Here is an 18,122-nt window from a genome sequence, read left to right as displayed (position 1 = left end):
CCCATCTCCAGGAGATGGACGATACGCCGAATTCCGTGTCAGCCCGCGCGGCGCTTGAGCTTGCGGCGCTCGCGCTCGGACAGGCCGCCCCAGATACCGAAGCGCTCGTCGTTGGACAGCGCGTACTCGAGGCACTCGCCGCGCACATCGCATGATGAGCAGATGCGCTTGGCGTCTCGCGTGGAGCCGCCCTTCTCCGGGAAGAACGCCTCCGGGTCGGTCTGCGCACAGAGCGCCTCGCCCTGCCATGCCAGTGCGTTGTCCTCGTCATCGGCAACCGGCCGCCGGACCCCGGGCACTCCCAGGTTCACCGGATCGACGAACCAGTTGTCGGGGACGCTGGAACGGTACTGTGATCCCGTCATCTGCTCTCCCACTGTCTTCCCCCTCACGGACCGCGTCAGTCGCGGTGCGCTCACATAATTACAGCGGTGTGATTCGCTCCGGTCAAGTCGCAGAGCATATTTCCTCAACCCGACCTTCAAGCTTCATGACACACCCCGGGAGTGTCACGAAGCGGAATCGATGCTCTCCCCGGGCGTCGCCACGAACGCCTCGCCGGTGCCGCCGATGCGGAGCGGACCTGACGCCCCCAGCGCGATGGCCGCCTGACCGGGTGCCAGGAGGACATGCTCCCCATCCAGTTCCACCGCGCACTCACCCGCCGTCGCCACCACGATCGCGGGACCGTCCACCCGCATGTCGGCGATGACGCCGCTGCCGGCATCGGGCCGGGCCACGGCCAGGGCGAAATCCGCCACGCCGGGACCGTAGGTGTCCACACCGGTCGCACCGGCGAGGGGCCGCGGGTGGATCACGGGAACGACCCCCGGTGTGGAGTCCAGCAGCGTGAGCAACTCGGGAACGTCGACGCGCTTGGGGGTGAGCCCGCCCCGGAGCACGTTGTCGCTGGCCGCCATGATCTCGACGCCGATGCCGCTGAGGTAGGCATGCAGCAGGCCCGCCCGCAGATACACCGCCTCCCCGCGCCCCAGCACGGCGAGATTCATGAGCATGGCGACCACGATGCCGGGGTCTCCCGGGTACACGGCCGCGATCCGGCGGGCGGCTGCGAGCTCGTCGGCGAACTCCGCAGAGGCGGCTGTGGCCAGGGCGTCGGTGACATCGGAGACGATGCGGGCGGCGTCCCCGGCGAGGAGGTGCTCGATCGCGCGGCGCAGGATGTCGGCGTCCGTGACATCGGCGACGGGGTCGAGCAGGGAACGCAGCTCCCGCACGCCCTCGGCGTCTCCGAGGCTTGCGAGGTAGCGACGGGAAGCATCAAGGGGGCGCAGGCCGCACAGCGCTTCGAATCTCTCGCTGAGCGACACGATGAGCTCCGGCTTGTGGTTGTCGTCGCGATAGTTGCGCTCGGGCGCGTCCAGGGCGAGCCCCGCCTCCCTGGCCCATCCCGCCTGCGCCTGAGCGCGCGAGGGGTGCACCTGGATGGACAGCGGCGATCCGGCAGCGAGCAGCTTCAGCAGATACGGCAGCGGGCCGGCGGAATTCTCCGCGAGTCGCTCGGGCAGCGAGGTGCCGTCGGCCAGCACGGCGGGAGAAGCAGGGTGATCGCCGAACCACACCTCCGCTTCGGGAGCGCCCGTGGGCTCACGTCCCTCCAGCTCGGCGAGGAGAGTGGTCGATCCCCAGGCGTAGTCACGCGGCGTGTTCGTCATGAGCTCCAGCACGGCGCCAGCCTATCCGCACCCACAGGTGCCCCCGAGCCGGGTCCGCTACTCTCAGTCCGCTATGACCGTCACAGCTCCCGTCCCGCTCCCGCGCATTCGCGCGCGCACACGGGCCGACGCGTCTGCGGTGCCCCTCAGCCGTGAGGCGCTGCGCTCGGAGCAGTCCACCGTGCTGATCCGCGCACACGCCGCGGTGGTGGTCTTCGCCATCTTCTGCGCCCCGGCCTTCGATCGCGCCGCCGGCACCACGGGCGCTGCGCTGGTGTTCATCGCGCTCGCGATGGTGACGGCACTGCTGTGGATCCCGCGTCTGCTGCGCCCCGGGCTCGCGCCGGCCTTCCCCTGGCGACGGCTGCCCTGGATCGCGCTGGCCTACCTGGCCTGGGGCGCGGCATCGACGCTCTGGACCAGCTGGCTGCCCTCCACGCTGCTCACCTTCGGCGGCATGATCGTCATCACGATGCACGGGCTGTTCCTCGCATCGAGTCTCTCCTGGCGTGAGCTGGTCCAGGCGTTCAGCCGCGGCCTGGAGGCGGCGGTCGGGCTCTCCCTGGTCTTCGAGCTCTTCGTCTCCCTGGTCGTTCGCGCACCGCTGCCCTCCGCATCCTGGGGCCCGGTGCTGGTCGACCCCGAGGACCCCAAGCTGTACTGGTCGCAGAACCTGCTCCTCGAGGGCGGGCGCATCCAGGGAATCGTGGGCAACGCGAACCTCCTGGCGATGATCTGCCTGATGGCGATGCTCGTCTTCGCCGTGCGTTTCGCGGATGACGCACGCGTGCGCGTGCGAATGGCGGGATGGTTCGTCATCGCCGCCTACGTCTTCATCCGGTGCGATTCGGCCACCGCCTGGGTGTGCGCGTTCGGCGCCGTGCTGGTTCTCGTGGCCGTCCTCGCCATGCGACGGGTGCACGTGCCCGCGGGGCGCGGGAGCCTGTATGCGCTGTTCCTGTCGATCGGCGGCGCGCTCGTGGTGGTGTGCCTGTTGTTTCGCGACGAGCTGTTCCAGGCGCTCGGACGCTCGTCCGATCTCACCGGCCGCCGGGACATCTGGCGCGAGGTCCTCGCGCGCGCATCGCAGCACCCCCTCGACGGCTGGGGGTTCGCGAGCCCGTGGGTCCCGTGGGACCCGGGGTTTCGCTCCTGGATCCTGGAGCGCACCATCCCGGTGATGCAGGCGCACAACATGTGGGTGGACGTGTTCTTCCAGCTCGGCCTCATCGGCGTGTTCTTCATCGGCATCACCTACGCCGCCTTCACCTGGCGGGCGTGGTTCTTCGCGATTGATCGCCCACGATGGGATGCGCGCGCCGACCGCCCCTACCGGGCGCTGAGTGTGCTGCCCGCACTCATCGTCGCGGTGCTGCTGGTGCAGGGCCTCACGGAGTCCAACCCCATCATGCTGTGGGGCTGGCTGTGCGTGATCACCTTCGCGTTCAAGATCAAGTCCGCGCCGCTCGTGGGAGAGCAGGGCGACCCGCGCTGACGCGCACGGAACAACCGGTTTCACCAGCCTTTCCCGCGATACCCTGGGGGAACGATGGCTCAGCACTCCTCCCACCCGATCGCAGCTGCGCCCGCACCGCCCGCGCGGGAGCGCACGGCGCGACTCTGGTTGCGCGCGTACTGCGTGCTGGTGCTGGTGCTGGCGATGTGCATGGGTGCCCTGAACAACCTCGTCGGCCCGGAGGGCGTCGCGCTCGTCCTGAGCGTGTGCACGGTCGTCACCGTCCTGATCTGGACCCTGTCCCCGGTCATCCGGCGCGCGACGGCACAGTCCTGGCCGCGCGCCCCGTGGGCCTTCCTGGGCTATGCGGCCCTCGCGGGGCTGTCGATCCTGTGGTCCGCGTGGCCCGCGGTGTCTGCGGCCACGTGGTTCGCCCTGATGGTGACCACGGCACACGGCGTGTTCCTCGCGGTGGCGCTGACGTGGCGCGAGGTGGTTCGCGCGCTGGTCTCGGCCTGCCGCTGGGTGCTCGGGCTCAGCCTCGGTTTCGAGCTCTTCGTCTCGGTGATGCTGCGCCACCCCGTTCTCCCACCCTTCCTGGGCGAGGTCACCGACCCGAGCACGCAGCTCTACTGGTCCCGCGACAACCTCTTCACCTCCGGGCGGATCCAGGGGATCGTCGGCAATTCGAATCTGCTCGGCATGATCTGCGTGCTGGCCCTGATCGTGTTCGTCATCGCCGCCCTGGCCGGCCTGTCGCGCCGCGGGGTCGCCATCGCCTGGCTCATCGTCACTCTGTTCCTCCTGGTGCGCGTCGGCTCGGCCACCGCCGCGGTCATCGCGTTCGCGGTGCTGCTGGTCGCCGCCGCGGCGATCGCCGTGCGACGCAGCCACACGCTGCGGGCGCGACGCAACTGGTACGTCCTGTTCGGCGCGGTCGCGGTGGCCGGGCTCGCCGCGGCGCTGATCGTGCGAGACCGGCTCTTCGAGCTGCTGGGCCGCGGCGGCGATCTCACCGGCCGCGGCGAGATCTGGAGCCAGGTGATCGAGCGGGCGAATCAGCGCCCGGCGTTCGGCTGGGGTTTCGCGACTCCCTGGCTGCCCTGGGACCCACACTTCGACGGCTGGATCATCGACCATGGCCTGAGCGTCTTCCACGCGCACGACATGTGGGTGGACGTGTACCTGCAGCTGGGGTTCGTGGGCGTGGTGGTCATCGCCGCAGCACTGTTCGCCCTGGTCTGGCGGGCGTGGTTCCTGGCGGTGGATCGTCCGCGGTGGGACATCGAGTCGCGACGCGCGTTCTCCCCGCTGAGCCTGCTGCCCATCCTCGTGGTGGCCGCTCTTCTGGTGCAGGGCATCACGGAGTCGCGTCCGCTGATGGAGTGGGGATGGCTGCTGATCGTGCTGCTGGCCACCAAGACCGCGGCCGACCCCGTCCTTGCCGGTGAGCCGATCGCTGCTCCCCGCCGCCGACGCCCCCGCCCCGGGGCCTCAACACCGACGCCACGATGAGCGGGCGCTGGGAACCGGTGCGCTCTGCGCTCGATTCCGCCGCCATGGCGCGCGCGTACGCCCTCGCCGCCTTCGGGACGTTCTTCGCCGGCCACGCGATCGAGGCCATGGCGGGCTCGGTCACGCTGATCACCATTGCGGCGGGACTCGTGGCGGTGGGCATCGCGATCCTGGTGGTCCGCCGCGCCGAGATCAGCCCGCTCCGGCTCGTCCCGCTGTCGGTGCTGCTGTTCATCACCTGGGCGGGGATCACCCTCGTGCTTCCTATGTCGGGCCCGACACGTTCCTTCTCGCACTGGCTGGCACTCGTCGGCGTCGCGGTGATCGCCGTCGTCATCGCGCACATCCGGGACACGCTGCAGACCGTTCGTGCCCTCGGCGACGTCCTGCGCACCCTCCTCACGGGATCGCTCCTGGTCGAGATCCTCTCGGGCGTCCTCCTGGACATGCCGTTCCCGTTCCTCGGCGTGCAGGGCGCGATCGCTGCCGGAGGACCGATCCAGGGTCTGTTCGGCACCCGCAACATGCTGGGGTTCGTCGCGGTGATCGCTCTCATCACCTTCGTCATCGAGCTGCGCACGCACTCCATCTCGCGGGGGCTCGGGATCTACTCCCTGGTGCTCGCCGGTGCGCTGGCCGCGCTCAGCTCCTCCCCCACCGTGATCGTCCTCTCGCTGGCGGTCGCCGTCGCCTCCGCCGCCTTGGCGATCGTGCGCCATACGCCCACGGAACGCCGCACCCGCATCCAGTGGATCCTCGGCGCCCTGGTGGTGGTCGGCATCGGGACCGCCTACGTGCTTCGCCACCAGGTGATCGCACTGCTGGACGCCGGCACCGATTTCTCCACCCGCGCCGAGCTGTGGAACTCCATCCTCGTGCAGGTGCGCTCACACGCCTACCAGGCCTGGGGCTGGGTGGGCCCCTGGAATCCGGATGATCCGCTCGCCTTCCCCTACACCGCCATCAACCTCTTCGGCCGTCACCATGCCTCCGCACTGAGCGCATACTTCGACGTGCTGCTTCAGCTCGGCTGGCTGGGACTCGTCCTGTTCGCGCTCCTGGCCGGGACGGCGCTGGTGCGCTCCTGGCTGGTGGCCAGCGAGCGCCGCTCCGTGCTGTACGCCTGGACGCCGCTGGTGCTGGTGACCCTGCTGGTCGACTCCGTGTTCGAAAGCTTCACGCTGTTCGGCGTCGGCTGGCTCATGCTCGCGCTGTGCGCGATGCGCGCCGGGCAGTCGCGCTCCTGGCGTGAGGCGGCCGCCGCGCGCGCTCCGGAAACTCCCGGGACCGCACGGTAGGCTCGAAACGGCCCACCCGCCGCCTCCGTTTCTGCAAGAACCAGCTGTCAGGAGCACGCTCGCATGCCCGAAGTGTTCGATCCCGCATCCGCGACGATCGTGGTGGTGACCTACAACCGGTCCGCTCTCCTCACGCGCCTGCTCACCTCCATCGAGGCGATGGATCCGAAGCCCGGGCACCTGGTCATCGTCGACAACGCCTCCGTGGACGACACCACCCAGGTGGTCGAGTCGTTCCGGGAGCGCATCGGCACCGAGATCGTCTACCAGCGCCTCGCCGAGAACACCGGCGGATCGGGCGGTTTCAGCGAGGGTGTGCGTCTGGCCTACGAGCTGGGCTCCACCTGGCTGTGGATCATGGACGACGATGTCGAGGTGATCGCGGACGGACTGGCCCGCATGGGTCACTGGGGACAGCGATTCCAGAGTGTGCAGGGGCGCCGGTACGACTTCGATGGCAGCGAGTTCTACTGGCAGTACCGCCTGTCCATCCCCCTCGGCATCCCGATCCCCTTCGCCCCCGCGGGCTTCGACGACAGCGGTTACCGCGAGATGAACTCCGGGTGCTTCGAGGGCATGTTCATCCATCGCGACATCGTGCAGCGCATCGGCCTGCCCGATCCCCGCTTCTTCATCTACTGGGATGATTCGGTGTACGGCTGGCTCGCGTCGCTGCAGACCCGCTCCGCCATCGTGAACGAGTTCGTGCTGCGACGCACGCGTGAGATCAAGCAGTGGGACATGGGGATTCGTCACCTCAACGCGTCCAGCGATGCGTACCGGTACTACATCATGCGCAACCGCGCGCACATGGCCCACTACTTCAAGCAGCACGGTGCGTACCGGCCCGTCCGCTTCCGGATCGGCACGGCCCTGACATTCGCGAAGGAGCTGATCCGTCTGCTCCTGGTGGAGCGCAAGGTGCGCGGCACCAGCAATCTCTTCCGGGGCCTGCGCGACGGGCGCGTGATCGCCCGGGATGCCGACTGGCGTCCGATGCAGCCGCTGCAGCCGGTGGAGAGCGCGGCGTGAGCTCCGGCTCACCATCCTCCGAGGCGCGCCCGCAATGGGTGTTCGCCCCGAAGCCGAAGCGCCGCACCGGACGTGTCGTCCTGATCGTGGCGCTGATCGCCCTGGTTGTCGCGATCGCGTTGGCCTCGGTGATCCTGCTGATGCCCCGGGCTGACTCTCCGGGCGGCGGGGCGACGACGGCGACACCGACTCCCCCGCCGACGGCCAGCGCGTCTGCAACGCGCACGCCGAGCAGCAGCGTCACGCCACCGCCGACAGCCACGCCCACCGCGACGGCAGCCCCGGATCCGACGCCGACGGATGAGCTTCCCCCCGTGGACCCCGAGGAGCCGCTGCCCGTGCCCACCGATGCGGTGACCGCGCCCCCGGTGGTCGTGCCCGATACCGGTGCCTTCGCCACCGCCATCTCGCCTCGGGTCGCCGACGCCGACACCGGCCTCGGCATGCTCGCCTCGCAGACTCCAGACGCCGCGTTCGACATCGTTCGAACGCTCGAACAGGACGCGATGATCCTCGCTGACGAGAATCCGCCGGACTCGATCGCCTCCTCGTGGCGTCCGACCGTGCAGACCTATCTGGGCGCGCTGGGCACCCTTCGTACTGCGATCGGTGACGGCACGGACACCGTCGCTCCCCTGGCAGAGGTCCGAACCGCGCTGCAGGCGGTCAAGGATCTCGCCGGGCTCTGAGCCTACGGCGTGGTGCTGTCGGCGTTGTACCGGTCCAGCACCTCACCGATCGGACCGTCCAGGGCCAGCTCGCCCGCGCGCAGGTACAGGCCGCGCGTGCAGAAACGGCGGAGGTCACGTTCGTTGTGGCTGACGAAGAACAGCGTGCGCCCCTCCGCCAGCAGTTCCTCGATGCGTCCGTAGCACTTCTCACGAAACGCCTTGTCACCGACGGCGAGGACCTCGTCGACCAGCAGGATCGGCGCGCCGAGTTGCGAGACCACGGCGAAGGCGAGTCGCACCTTCATGCCGTTGGACAGATGCTTGTACGGCGTCTCGAGTCGGCCGTGCAACTCGGCGAAATCGATGATCTCCTCGAACCGGTCGGCCACCTCGGCCCGGCTCATGCCGTGCAGACCCGCGATGAGGCGGACGTTCTCCGCGACGGTGAGGTCGCCGACGAAACCGCCGGTGAGCTCGATCAGCGGCGCGACGTCGTCGTGAACGGCTACGGTGCCCGCGTCCGGCAGCAGCACGCCGGCCACGAGCTTCAGGAGGGTGGACTTGCCCTGCCCGTTTCGGCCGACCACACCGATCGCCTCGCCGGCCTCCACCCGGAACGAGACGTCCTTCAGTGCCCAGAACTCGGCGCTTCCCGGATGGCGGCGGGCGCGAGACGAGAAGAGATCCTTCAGGTTCGGGCGCCCGCGCCGGGCCCGGCGAAAGCGGATCCCCAGACCCGTCACCTCGATCGCGGCCACGTCACAGCCCCTTCAGTACGGTCGGTTCGAGGCGGCGGAAGACCGCGGCCCCGAGGATCAGCAGAGCCACCACCTCGACCGCGGCGATCAGCACCACGGTCCAGTCCTCCTGGGAGGGGAAGAAGCCGATGCGGTACAGCGAGAAGATCCCCGCGAGCGGGTTGAAGGCCCCGATCACGTCGAAGGGTGCGGGGAGGTCACCGATGCCGTAGATCACCGGGGAGGCGTAGAACAGGGCTCGCAGGACCAGGCGCGTCGTGCGCTCCAGATCGGAGAAGAGCACGCAGATCGGGCTGATCAGCAGCCCCAGCCCGATCAGCAGCAGCAGCTGCATGATCACCGCCACCGGGAACCAGAGCAGGTTGATCGTGACCGGAGCGCCGTTCACGATCGCGAACACCACGAGCACGGGGATGGAGAAGAGGAACTCGACGCCCTTGCTCACGATGATCCGGTTGACCCAGATCGAGCGGGGGATGGCCGTGGAACGCACCAGTTTGGCGTCCTTACGGAACGCCCGGGTGAAGTCGGTCACCGCGGCGTTGAACCACACCCACGGCAGCAGCCCGAGGATGAGGAAGACGATGTACGGGTCGCCTCCGACTTCTTTGCGGTGGAACACCTGCGTGAAGACGAACCAGTAGATCAACGACATCACCAGCGGATCCAGGATCGACCACAGGTAGCCGAGCGCACTGGTGGCATAGCGCACGCGCAGATCGCGCGCGGACAGCAGCCACAGTGAGTGCAGGTACCGCCGCGGAGAATCCGATTCGCGTCGGACGGCGCGCACGCGCGTCACCGCGCTGATCCTGCGGGAGCGCCGCTGTGCCGGGGACGCGGGTTCACCATGTTCCGAGTCTAGGCCGACGGCCACGCGAATCCGGTGAGCTCGAGCTCGCGCTCGAAAGCCGGTGCCAGGCGATCGGCGAACTTCCACGTCAGGTGGTTGTCATCGAGGTAGACCGCGAGGTCGCCGAAGGTCGCCGGGCAGATGCCGTCCGGGCAGAGGTAGTCGCTCATATCCACGACGTACGCGCCGTCCAGCTCCGCCAGCCCGGCGGCGGGGTCTTCATCGGCCAGCACGTCGGAGCGCAGTCTGCTGCACGCGGTGGGATCGTCGAGGTTCTGCTCGGCGCAGAAGTACATGTTCTCGTCGAATCGCGGATTGTCGCGGATGAGGATGACCTGGCTGCCGGCATCGAGCAGCGTCATCACCGTGGTCTCGATCGCGGGCATCTCGACCTCGTCGGGAGAGTCCGCCGCGGCCCGCGTGCTCATCAGGACCACCACGGCGGGAGGCGAGGAGAGCAGATCCTCGTACACCTCGTCGTTCCACTGCCGGCATTCGGGCGTGAAGGCGATGTCGCTGTCCGGGGCGAAGGGACATCCACCGAGGAGGTTCGCGGTGACCTTCATGTCCTGCCGCTGCAACGCCGGGAGCATCGCCCCCATCCACTGCTCCGCGTGGGAGTCGCCGACGAAGGTCACCCGCGGGGCGCCGTCGTGGCCGTCCTTCTCACTGCAGTGCTCACGCGCCACCTCGCCGGCCGGTTCCAGCGCGCCGGAGCAGAACCCGTTGTCCAGACGCACCCACTCGTCATCGAGCTTCGTGCCCCGCGGGATCAACGTCCGGATGGGCTGGGTGGGCTCGAAAGTGAGGTCCGCCTCCAGCATCGCCTCAGCGGCCGCCGCACGGTACTCGGTGTCCAGCTGCCATGCGTAATTCGGAACCGCCACCAGTCCCATGATCACGGCGGTGGCGAAGTAGGACCGCCACGGGAGGGCCGAGGGCCACTTCCAGTTTCCGAGCGGGCGTTCGATCAGATAGTGGAGCACAACGGCCACGACGAACGAGGCGCCGATGATCGCAGCCCCCTCCGCGAGGTCCGGGCTCGTCCCCGTCACGACGATCCAGGTCGTCAGCAGCGGCCAGTGCACCAGGTACAGCGCATAGGCGATGCGGCCGAGCCAGCGAAGCGGTGCTGAGCCGAGCACGATCGTGAAGCTGGCGCGCGTGCGTCCCGCCACGACGATCGTCGCGGCGGCGAGAGTCGGCCACAGCGCCAGATAGCCGGGGAAGCCGCCGGACACGTCCAGCACGATGCCGCATGTCAGGATGGCCAGCAACCCCAGCCAGCCGAGGATCTCCGCGATCCACCGCGGCAACCGGAGCCCGACGGGCAGCAGCGCGACGAGGGAGCCGATGGCGAACTCCCAGAGACGTGCACCGGTGTCGAAGTACGCGAATGCCTGGTTCTGCTGCGTGGTGACGATCGAGTAGGCCAGCGAGGCTGCGAAGATGGTCAGGAAGACCACCAGCGCCACCGACGCCAGGCGGATCCTCAGCAGGCGGGCGATCCCCCAGCACAGGAGGATCACCAACGGCCACAGCAGGAAGACCTGCATCTGGATCGACAGGGACCAGAAGTGCAGGAACGGTGTGACCGAGTTCGCATCTCGCGCGTAGTAGTCGACGCTGTTGAGCGCAAGCTCCCAGTTCTGGAAGTAGAACAGCGACGCGCGCGCCTGCTCCCACGCGGCGTTCCACATCGAGGGCGGGAACACGAAGAACACCGTGATGAGGGTGGCGGCGATCGTGGCCGCTGCCGCCGGCACCAGGCGCCAGAAGCGCTTCGCGTAGAACGCCCCCAGACCGACCCCACGCCCGGCGTCCGCGCGACGCACCAACGACGACGTCATGAAATATGCCGACAGCAGCAGGAACACGTCGACGCCGCCGGAGACGCGTCCTACCCAGACGTGGTAGATCACGACCAGAACGATCGCGAAGGCGCGGAGGCCGTCGATGTCGTGACGGTAGGCGGGCGTGCGTGAGGCGGCGGTTCGAGGGCCGTCGGAGATGCGGGGGGAGGTCATTCCGGGATCATGCGAGATCGTGCGGCCGGTGTTCCCGGCCGCACGACGACATCATGCGAGGTTGTTGTTCCACATCGACAGGGCGGAGCCGATCGCCATGTGCATGTCCAGGTACTGGTAGGTGCCGAGACGGCCGCCGAAGTGCACGTCCTTCTCGCCCTTGCCCAGTTCCCGGTACGCGAGCAGACCGTCGCGGTCCGCGGCGGTGTTCACCGGGTAATAGGGCTCGTCGTCGCGGGTCGCGAAGCGGGAGTACTCGCGGTGGATGACCGTCTTGTCCTTCGGATACAGCTCGGCGCGCTCCGGGTGGAAGTGCTTGAACTCGTGGATGCGCGTGTACGGCACGTCGGCGTCCGGATAGTTCATCACCGACGTCCCCTGGAAGTCGCCGATGTCCAGGACCTCTTCCTCGAGGTCGATGGTGCGCCAGCTGAGCGCGCCCTCGGCGTAGTCGAAGTAGCGGTCGACGGGACCGGTGTAGACGATGGGAACCTGTCCGACCGTGGCCTTCTTGTTCAGCGGCTGGGACTCGTCGAAGAAGTCGACGTTCAGCTTGACGTCGATGTTCTCGTGATCGGCCATCCGCTCCATCCACGCCGTGTACCCGTCGACGGGCAGACCCTCGTGGGTGTCGTTGAAGTAGCGGTTGTCGTAGGTGTAGCGCACCGGGAGACGGCTGATGATCGACGCTGGCAGCTCGCGGGCGTCCGTCTGCCACTGCTTGGCGGTGTAGTCCTTGATGAACGCCTCGAACAGCGGGCGACCGATCAGGCCGATGCCGCGCTCCTCGAGGTTCTTCGCGGTGTGAGCCTCGAACTCCCCGGCCTGCTCCGCGATGAGTGCACGCGCCTCGTCCGGCGTGTAGGCCGCGTTGAAGAACTGGTTGATGGTGCCGAGGTTGATGGGCAGCGGGTATACGACGCCCTTGTGGGTGGAGTACACGCGGTGCACGTAGTTGGTGAACTTCGTGAAGCGGTTGACGTACTCCCACACGGTCTCGTTGGAGGTGTGGAACAGGTGGGCCCCGTAGCGGTGCACCTCGATCCCGGTAATGGGCTCGGCCTCGCTGTAGGCGTTGCCTCCGAGGTGGTGGCGCCGGTCGATGATGGTGACCTTGCGCCCGGCGGCCGCTGCCCGCTCTGCGATGGTGAGGCCGAACAGGCCGGAGCCGACGACGAGAAGATCCATGGGTTTCCTTCGTGTTGATGCAGCACACCCCAGGGCAGAAGGCGCACCGGACCCTACTGTAACGGAGCGGGCTGGGATTTCCGGTTCAGCCCGCGGCGATGGCCGCATCCAGGCGGTCCGAGAACGTGGGCAGCAGGCGCAGCACGTACTGCAGGCTCAGGTGGTCGGCGTCGTAGAAGACCGCCATGCCGCCCACCGCGGCGAAGCAGGTGGTCTCATCGCACATCCGATCGGACAGGTCCATCAGGTGCACACCGGGCCCTGCGACCGTTGCCGCTGCCACGATCGGATCGCCGGGAAGTGCCGTCTCGCGCGGCACGCCGCACGCCGTCGGGTCGCTCGCGCGCAGCATGACGCAATCGGGCGGGCGCACCTGGCCGTTCAGGGGCGTGTCCGCGATCGCGACGACCAGGGATCCGGCGGCGGCCCACCGCTGCCAGGCGGCGGCCAGGCCCGCGGTGAACTGCTCCGCCGGGTCGCGGCCGGACCCATCGTCGACGAGCTGCTGACGAGCCGCCATGGAGGTGAACACCAGGTCGGGAGTCTCCTGCTCGATCTGGGCGATCACATCCGCACTGTACGTCCGGCAGCGGTCGCGATCCACGTCGCCCCAGACGTCCCGGAACCCGGTGAAGGCGACTTCGGCGACCGGACACCCGCCGAGGAAGCTGATCGTCAGCTCCCAGTTCCGCTCACGCGCGAGGGAGAACAGCGCGCCCTGCCACTGCTGGGCGTGGGAATCCCCCACCAGCCAGACGCGTGCCGTGGGCTCGGCGGCCCCGAAGATGCACCGGTGAGTGGTCAGTTTGTCGTCGTAGGTCAGCGAATCGACGACCTCCCCGCACTCCGGCGGGGTTGCGAAGTACTCGTCCTGGGCCGTGGACTCGGCATCGATCACCGGTGCGTTCACGTCGCAGGTCGCCGGATCGGCCAGCGCATCCGGGCCGGTGCACTCCCCCGCTCCCGTGACGTGCGCGGGTGGAGCGGCCGCCGCGTTGTCCGCGGTGACCCTCGCGGCGATCCCGATCGCGAAGCACGCCGCCGTGATGACGGCCACCGCAATCGCCGATGCGACGAACGCGCGACCGGCGGACAGGGCGAGAGCGGGGGCGCGCATGGCGGGGACCTCCACGAATCGTCGGGTGCCCCACGCCAGGACGAGCGTTGCGGCGATGATCAGGACACGATGCCCGTCTTCCAGCGGCGCGTGGATGAGGAACGGGAGCAGCACGATGACGGGCCAGTGCCACAGGTACCAGGAGTACGACACCTCGCCGAGCCATTGCACGGGGCGCAGCCCCGCCAGCTGATCCCAGAACGGCAGCCGTGCCGTGCCGGACCCGCCGATGATCACGGCGGCGGTCGCGAGCACGGGTATCGCCGCGATCGCACCGGGGAAGGCCGAGGAACCGCGCAGCGTGAACACGCACGCGATGACGGTGGTCAGCCCGCCGACCACGAGGACGAAGACCAGCAGCCTCGGTATCCGCCGGTTCTGGCAGAGGAGGGCCACGAGACCCCCGACCGCGAACTCCCACGCGCGGGTGAAGGTCGAGAAGTACGCCGCCGCCGGCGTCAGCGCGGTGAGCCACACGGACAGCCCGAAGCTCACGATGCCGAGCACACTGAGCGCGAGCACCACGCGGTTGCGGAGCGCACGGCGACGACGCCGGATCATCACGGCGCCCAGCAGCAGCACCGGCCAGATCAGGTAGAACTGCTCCTCCACCGACAGCGACCAGTAGTGCTGAACGGCCGATGGGGCAGCGTCGTGGGCGAAGTAGTCGACAGAACTGATCGCCAGCGCCCAGTTCTGCGTGTACAGGGCGCTGGCGCCGATCTGGAGCGCATTCACGGACCACCGGGTCACCGGCAGCAGCACCACCACACCGACCAGGGTGACGGCGAGAACCAGGAGCGCCGCGGGCAGCAGCCGCCGGATCCGCCGGGCGTAGAACTCGCGCAGGCCGATGCGCCCCCTGCTGCTCAGCTCCCGGAACAGGTGATCCGTGATGAGGAAGCCCGAGATGACGAAGAACACGTCGACACCGATGAACCCACCGGTCACCGCACGCGGCCACAGATGGTTCAGCACCACGGCGAGGATGGCGATCGCTCGCAGCGCCTGGATGTCGAGCCGGAATCGGCGTCGCGCGTGTGCTCGCGCTTCGCGGCGCGTACGAGGCGCCGCCAGGGCGATAGCGGATGTCACCGGACCACCACGTCTCTATTCGAGCGTCGGCGTTGGCCGAGTGGTGCGCCAGAGGGCGGCGGCGCGCCAGACCGCAACGCCGACGAGCGGAAGCGCGACGACGGCGAGAGCACCAGTGACACCGCCGAAGCCCGTGGCGGGTATGAGAAGACCGACCGTGACCACGGCACCGGCGACCGCGCTACGCGAGAGCACGCGGCCTTGCCCCAGGGCGACCAACCCTGCCAGGCCCACAAGCTGTCCGATGCACTCGCTGGCGAACGCGATCGCTCCGATCACGGCCAGCAGCGGCGATATCTCGATGCTGCCCAACAGCTGGCTGAAGACTGGCGCCAACGTGGCGAAGCACACTCCTCCAGCGAGCCCGATCCCGATCGAGAACCACATCACCGTGCGTGCGCGCGTGCGCAGAAGGTCGGCTTGCTCGCCCACCCAACTCTGCGCCGCCTGGAGGATCGGGCCGAGCACGATGACGCCGTAGCGGAATATGCGGTCCACCATGCCGAACACGGGAACCGCAGTGGGGCTGAATATCTGGAGGAGCACCGCAGGAAGGGTCGTCGCGAGGTTACCGAACAACAGCGTCACCAGGCCGTGCCCCTGCGTGCGCATCTCGGCGGCGAGCGCCGATGGCGCGGGGCGGTGTAGGCGCGCGCCGTCTTGACCGCGCAGCGCGACGATGAGCCCCACCAACACGCCTCCCATGGTGAATGCCGCTGTCGCTGCCAGATATGCCCACAACGCCGGAACGATCACGACGGCGATCAGCCCGGCGATCTGGCCGAGGATGGCCGGCAATGCGTCGTACGCGAGAAGCGCCAGCGGACGGTTGGTTCCCACGAAATACCAGGCAGCACCGACACCCGGGACGGTGTACGTCAGGGTCGCCAGAATCGCCATCGCGGGATCCGAGCCGAGCGCAATACCCAGGATGATCGCGAGCGGGCCGACAACAAGCAGCAACGGAACCCGTGCGAAGAGCGAGTCGACGAGGAACTGGCGACGGTCTTCCGGTGCCAGCGCGGCCACGGAAGCAGGACCTGTCGCTCCCCACCCGAATGCCACGAGGATTGACGCGAACTGATTGATGGCCTGCAGCAGGTAGAGATTTCCCCAGCCCGCGGTGCCGAGCACATCCGTGATCAGCTTGATGGAGACAAGGCCCACCACGGTCGAGGCGATGACCGAGATCGAGAAGAGCGCACTGCGCCGGAACAGTGCGTGGGAGAACAGCCGACGAAGTGGGAGCGGCATCACCGCAGCCGCGCCTGCACCTCAGCGGGAATGCGGCCGAGCACACCTCGTCGGGCGTCACGGCGTCCCCAACGAATAGCACGAAGCTGCACGGCGCGGTCCGGTGCCAGCAGCGAGCCTCCGATCACCATTTCCCAGAGCTTGCGATTGCGTAACCGCGTCCAGTCGCGGGCTTGATCACGGTAGGTCTGGGCAAGCCACAGGCTGTTGCGCACCATGTAGTACGTGCGCGCTGGCGAGTGGTAAAGCACGTGCCGCGGCTTGCCACCCAGCACGAGGTGGCGGCCGAATACCTTTAGAGGCACGAGCTCGCCAAGTTCATGTGCCATGTGCAGACCACGGTCAGCACGGAATTCCATCCCCATCGTCACGGCACGGACTGTGAAATCACTGTCGACCGCATCGATGAAGAGATCCTCATTGAACAGACCGACCCGATCGAAGGTGGCCATCGGCACGACCTGCCCTGACTGGATCGGGTCGAAGGGCTGGCCGTCCGGGAGATAGAGGATCGGTGCCCCTCCGACGACGCCAGGAACAGCCGCAGCGACGATCGCTCCGTCCTGTTGCGAACGCTCGAGAGTCGCCAGGAGGCGAGCGACGTGATCGGGGGCGAGAGCTGAGTCCTGATCGAGCGTCACGACGTGCGTCGCCCCCAGTTCGCGGGCACGGTTCACGGCGGTGTTCAGCGCCGCGGCGATCCCTCGGTTCGTGGGCGAGGAGACCGTATGAATGCGGTCATCACCGAACTCGATCGTCTCCAGCGTGTGGGAACCGTCATCGACGAGCACGATCGCATCGACCTGATCGAGCACGTCGAGCATACGATCGCGCAGGTCATCCGGGGCGTGAAACACCGAGACGACGGCGATGATCCGGTGCTCTGTACTCATGTGGTCCTTCGGTCGACAGCCAGATTCCGATGGTAGTTCATCGTGCCTGGCGGACCGCTTCGTAGACGCCGCGCACGCGACGACGAAACGCGTCCTGTCCGTAGACGCCATCCGCCCAGACCCGCGCGCGTTCGGTGCGCTGCACGTCCGGTGCCCGCAGCTCGGCGATCACGGCACGGGCGAACTCGGCGGGATCCTCGGTGACCGCGGCGAACAGATCCTGCGCGTCAATGCCCTCGGCGCCGACGGGCGTGGCGACGACGGGCACGCCGCGCAGCATCGCATCCAGAGTCTTGAACTTCACCCCGGCACCGGTGTGCAGGGGAGCGACGAAGACGCTCGCACCGGCGTACCAGGGCTCCAGAGAGTCGACGAAACCGGTGACCTCCACGCCCGCTGCCCGCGCGGAGCGCTCAAGCGACTCCGGCGGATTCGCACCGGCGATGACGAACCGCGACTCCGGGACGGCCGCCGCCACCTGTGGCCACACCTCGTCGAGGAACCACTGGGCGCCGCGATGGTTGTCGGGGCGGTTCAGGGCACCGGTGAAGAGCACGACGGGGGCGCTCGGGTCCGGGGACCGCTCCGGTGTCGTCTCGGGACCGAGACCCGGATGCACCACCTCGACCGGGGTGCCCGGCCGCAGCCGCTCCACGAGCGCCGCGTCCTTCTCGCTGAAGACGATGAGTACGTCCAGGGCCGCGAAGGAGGCGGCCTCCCGGCGGGCGCTTCGACGCGCCGCCAGCCGGTAGCCCGCGCGCAGCAGCGGGTTGGCGGCCTGGGAGGCCGCACGCTCCCAGCGCTGTGTGATCACGTCATGCGCCACACCGACCAGACGCGCCTTCGGCAGCCGCGCGCGCACGCGCGGGGCGAGGGCGATCATCTCCGACCAGTGGAACTCGATGATCTCGGCGGCGGCGAGCTCTGGCCACGGCGCACGCTCGGTGGCGAACAACCGGCGCCATGGCCATGGCACCGCACTTCCCTGCCACGCCGACTCCAGGTCCCACAGCAGCTTCGCACCGCCGCGCCCACCCGGGCCGACACCCTGCAGCAACGTGCTGGGCGGTTGTGCCGACCGTCCGCGGGCCTCCCGGTTGACCGGGGTGTCGGGGGCGAAATGGTGGATCGCGAAGTCCTCGGCCAGCGCGTGGTCCTGAGCGAGGACATACTGCCCTCCCGCATGGGCGATCGCGGGGTACGGGATATACTTTGTGACGCTGGCCAACATCGGAATCCCGTCCGACCGAGCCGACGTCGCTGAGGTGTCAGCAGGAGCCATTGCTCCA

Annotated in this window: 15 protein-coding genes; 5 read left to right on the top strand and 10 right to left on the bottom strand. The window is 68.4% G+C overall.

The window, feature by feature from the left end:
* Positions 1 to 38: 38 nt before the first annotated feature.
* Together ACIQJ5_RS04045 and manA are read right to left on the bottom strand one after the other, a co-directional pair.
* Positions 39 to 365, bottom strand: a complete 327-nt coding sequence (locus ACIQJ5_RS04045) for a WhiB family transcriptional regulator (RefSeq protein WP_308071089.1) — start codon at positions 363 to 365, stop codon at positions 39 to 41.
* A gap of 144 nt (positions 366 to 509) precedes the next feature.
* Entirely contained in the window at positions 510 to 1,688 is a 1,179-nt protein-coding gene (gene manA, locus ACIQJ5_RS04040; RefSeq protein ID WP_402841124.1) for a mannose-6-phosphate isomerase, class I, read from the bottom strand.
* A 61-nt stretch (positions 1,689 to 1,749) separates the two neighbouring features.
* On the opposite strand from manA, the gene ACIQJ5_RS04035 reads away from it, so the two are divergent.
* The 5 genes from ACIQJ5_RS04035 (at position 1,750) to ACIQJ5_RS04015 (ending at position 7,666) form a co-directional block, all read left to right on the top strand.
* Complete coding sequence (locus ACIQJ5_RS04035; protein ID WP_402841121.1) at positions 1,750 to 3,171, top strand: O-antigen ligase family protein; 1,422 nt, start codon at positions 1,750 to 1,752, stop codon at positions 3,169 to 3,171.
* 54 nt (positions 3,172 to 3,225) lie between these two features.
* On the top strand, positions 3,226 to 4,647 hold the full coding sequence (locus ACIQJ5_RS04030; RefSeq protein WP_231092645.1) for an O-antigen ligase: 1,422 nt from the start codon (positions 3,226 to 3,228) through the stop codon (positions 4,645 to 4,647).
* A complete protein-coding gene (locus ACIQJ5_RS04025) occupies positions 4,644 to 5,945 on the top strand; it encodes an O-antigen ligase family protein (RefSeq protein ID WP_231092644.1) in 1,302 nt (433 codons plus the stop codon). Before ACIQJ5_RS04030 ends, ACIQJ5_RS04025 begins: the two co-directional genes overlap by 4 nt.
* Positions 5,946 to 6,008: 63 nt before the next feature.
* The gene (locus ACIQJ5_RS04020) at positions 6,009 to 6,977 is read left to right on the top strand and encodes a glycosyltransferase (RefSeq protein ID WP_231092643.1); all 969 of its coding nucleotides are present in this window, start codon (positions 6,009 to 6,011) and stop codon (positions 6,975 to 6,977) included.
* Positions 6,974 to 7,666 (top strand): hypothetical protein, encoded by a 693-nt coding sequence (locus ACIQJ5_RS04015; protein WP_231092642.1) that lies wholly within the window; start codon positions 6,974 to 6,976, stop codon positions 7,664 to 7,666. The genes ACIQJ5_RS04020 and ACIQJ5_RS04015 overlap by 4 nt, the downstream gene beginning before the upstream one ends.
* Positions 7,667 to 7,668: 2 nt before the next feature.
* Here the strand turns inward: ACIQJ5_RS04015 and ACIQJ5_RS04010 are convergent, their stop codons facing one another.
* The 8 genes from ACIQJ5_RS04010 to ACIQJ5_RS03975 form a co-directional block, all read right to left on the bottom strand.
* Complete coding sequence (locus tag ACIQJ5_RS04010; protein WP_231092641.1) at positions 7,669 to 8,406, bottom strand: ABC transporter ATP-binding protein; 738 nt, start codon at positions 8,404 to 8,406, stop codon at positions 7,669 to 7,671.
* A 1-nt stretch (position 8,407) separates the two neighbouring features.
* Positions 8,408 to 9,208, bottom strand: a complete 801-nt coding sequence (locus tag ACIQJ5_RS04005) for an ABC transporter permease (RefSeq protein ID WP_402841114.1) — start codon at positions 9,206 to 9,208, stop codon at positions 8,408 to 8,410.
* A 59-nt stretch (positions 9,209 to 9,267) separates the two neighbouring features.
* The gene (locus tag ACIQJ5_RS04000) at positions 9,268 to 11,286 is read right to left on the bottom strand and encodes an acyltransferase family protein (protein ID WP_402841112.1); all 2,019 of its coding nucleotides are present in this window, start codon (positions 11,284 to 11,286) and stop codon (positions 9,268 to 9,270) included.
* Positions 11,287 to 11,337: 51 nt separating this feature from the next.
* On the bottom strand, positions 11,338 to 12,474 hold the full coding sequence (gene glf, locus ACIQJ5_RS03995; RefSeq protein ID WP_231092638.1) for a UDP-galactopyranose mutase: 1,137 nt from the start codon (positions 12,472 to 12,474) through the stop codon (positions 11,338 to 11,340).
* Positions 12,475 to 12,559: 85 nt separating this feature from the next.
* Positions 12,560 to 14,686 carry an acyltransferase family protein gene (locus ACIQJ5_RS03990; RefSeq protein WP_402841109.1) on the bottom strand — a complete coding sequence of 709 codons (2,127 nt, stop codon included), beginning with the start codon at positions 14,684 to 14,686 and terminating at the stop codon, positions 12,560 to 12,562.
* 15 nt (positions 14,687 to 14,701) lie between these two features.
* Complete coding sequence (locus ACIQJ5_RS03985; RefSeq protein WP_402841106.1) at positions 14,702 to 15,940, bottom strand: lipopolysaccharide biosynthesis protein; 1,239 nt, start codon at positions 15,938 to 15,940, stop codon at positions 14,702 to 14,704.
* The gene (locus ACIQJ5_RS03980) at positions 15,940 to 16,833 is read right to left on the bottom strand and encodes a glycosyltransferase (RefSeq protein WP_269143268.1); all 894 of its coding nucleotides are present in this window, start codon (positions 16,831 to 16,833) and stop codon (positions 15,940 to 15,942) included. Before ACIQJ5_RS03980 ends, ACIQJ5_RS03985 begins: the two co-directional genes overlap by 1 nt.
* A 37-nt stretch (positions 16,834 to 16,870) precedes the next feature.
* Positions 16,871 to 18,115 carry a glycosyltransferase gene (locus ACIQJ5_RS03975; protein ID WP_231092634.1) on the bottom strand — a complete coding sequence of 415 codons (1,245 nt, stop codon included), beginning with the start codon at positions 18,113 to 18,115 and terminating at the stop codon, positions 16,871 to 16,873.
* Between the last annotated feature and the right edge of the window lie 7 nt (positions 18,116 to 18,122).

The sequence above is a fragment of the Microbacterium sp. GXS0129 genome, assembly GCF_044769785.1.
GTDB classification, from domain to species: Bacteria; Actinomycetota; Actinomycetes; order Actinomycetales; family Microbacteriaceae; genus Microbacterium; species Microbacterium nymphoidis.
This window is presented reverse-complemented; position numbering and strand designations above follow the sequence as displayed.

What these genes read in the sequence shown, in the direction of transcription:
- ACIQJ5_RS04045 (WP_308071089.1), bottom strand. Translation starts at nt 365, where the DNA reads ATGACGGGATCACAGTACCGTTCCAGCGTCCCCGACAACTGGTTCGTC.
- ACIQJ5_RS04030 (WP_231092645.1), top strand. Translation starts at nt 3,226, where the DNA reads ATGGCTCAGCACTCCTCCCACCCGATCGCAGCTGCGCCCGCACCGCCC.
- ACIQJ5_RS03985 (WP_402841106.1), bottom strand. Translation starts at nt 15,940, where the DNA reads ATGCCGCTCCCACTTCGTCGGCTGTTCTCCCACGCACTGTTCCGGCGC.
- ACIQJ5_RS04000 (WP_402841112.1), bottom strand. Translation starts at nt 11,286, where the DNA reads ATGACCTCCCCCCGCATCTCCGACGGCCCTCGAACCGCCGCCTCACGC.
- ACIQJ5_RS04025 (WP_231092644.1), top strand. Translation starts at nt 4,644, where the DNA reads ATGAGCGGGCGCTGGGAACCGGTGCGCTCTGCGCTCGATTCCGCCGCC.
- ACIQJ5_RS04020 (WP_231092643.1), top strand. Translation starts at nt 6,009, where the DNA reads ATGCCCGAAGTGTTCGATCCCGCATCCGCGACGATCGTGGTGGTGACC.
- ACIQJ5_RS03980 (WP_269143268.1), bottom strand. Translation starts at nt 16,833, where the DNA reads ATGAGTACAGAGCACCGGATCATCGCCGTCGTCTCGGTGTTTCACGCC.
- ACIQJ5_RS03975 (WP_231092634.1), bottom strand. Translation starts at nt 18,115, where the DNA reads ATGGCTCCTGCTGACACCTCAGCGACGTCGGCTCGGTCGGACGGGATT.
- ACIQJ5_RS04035 (WP_402841121.1), top strand. Translation starts at nt 1,750, where the DNA reads ATGACCGTCACAGCTCCCGTCCCGCTCCCGCGCATTCGCGCGCGCACA.
- glf (WP_231092638.1), bottom strand. Translation starts at nt 12,474, where the DNA reads ATGGATCTTCTCGTCGTCGGCTCCGGCCTGTTCGGCCTCACCATCGCA.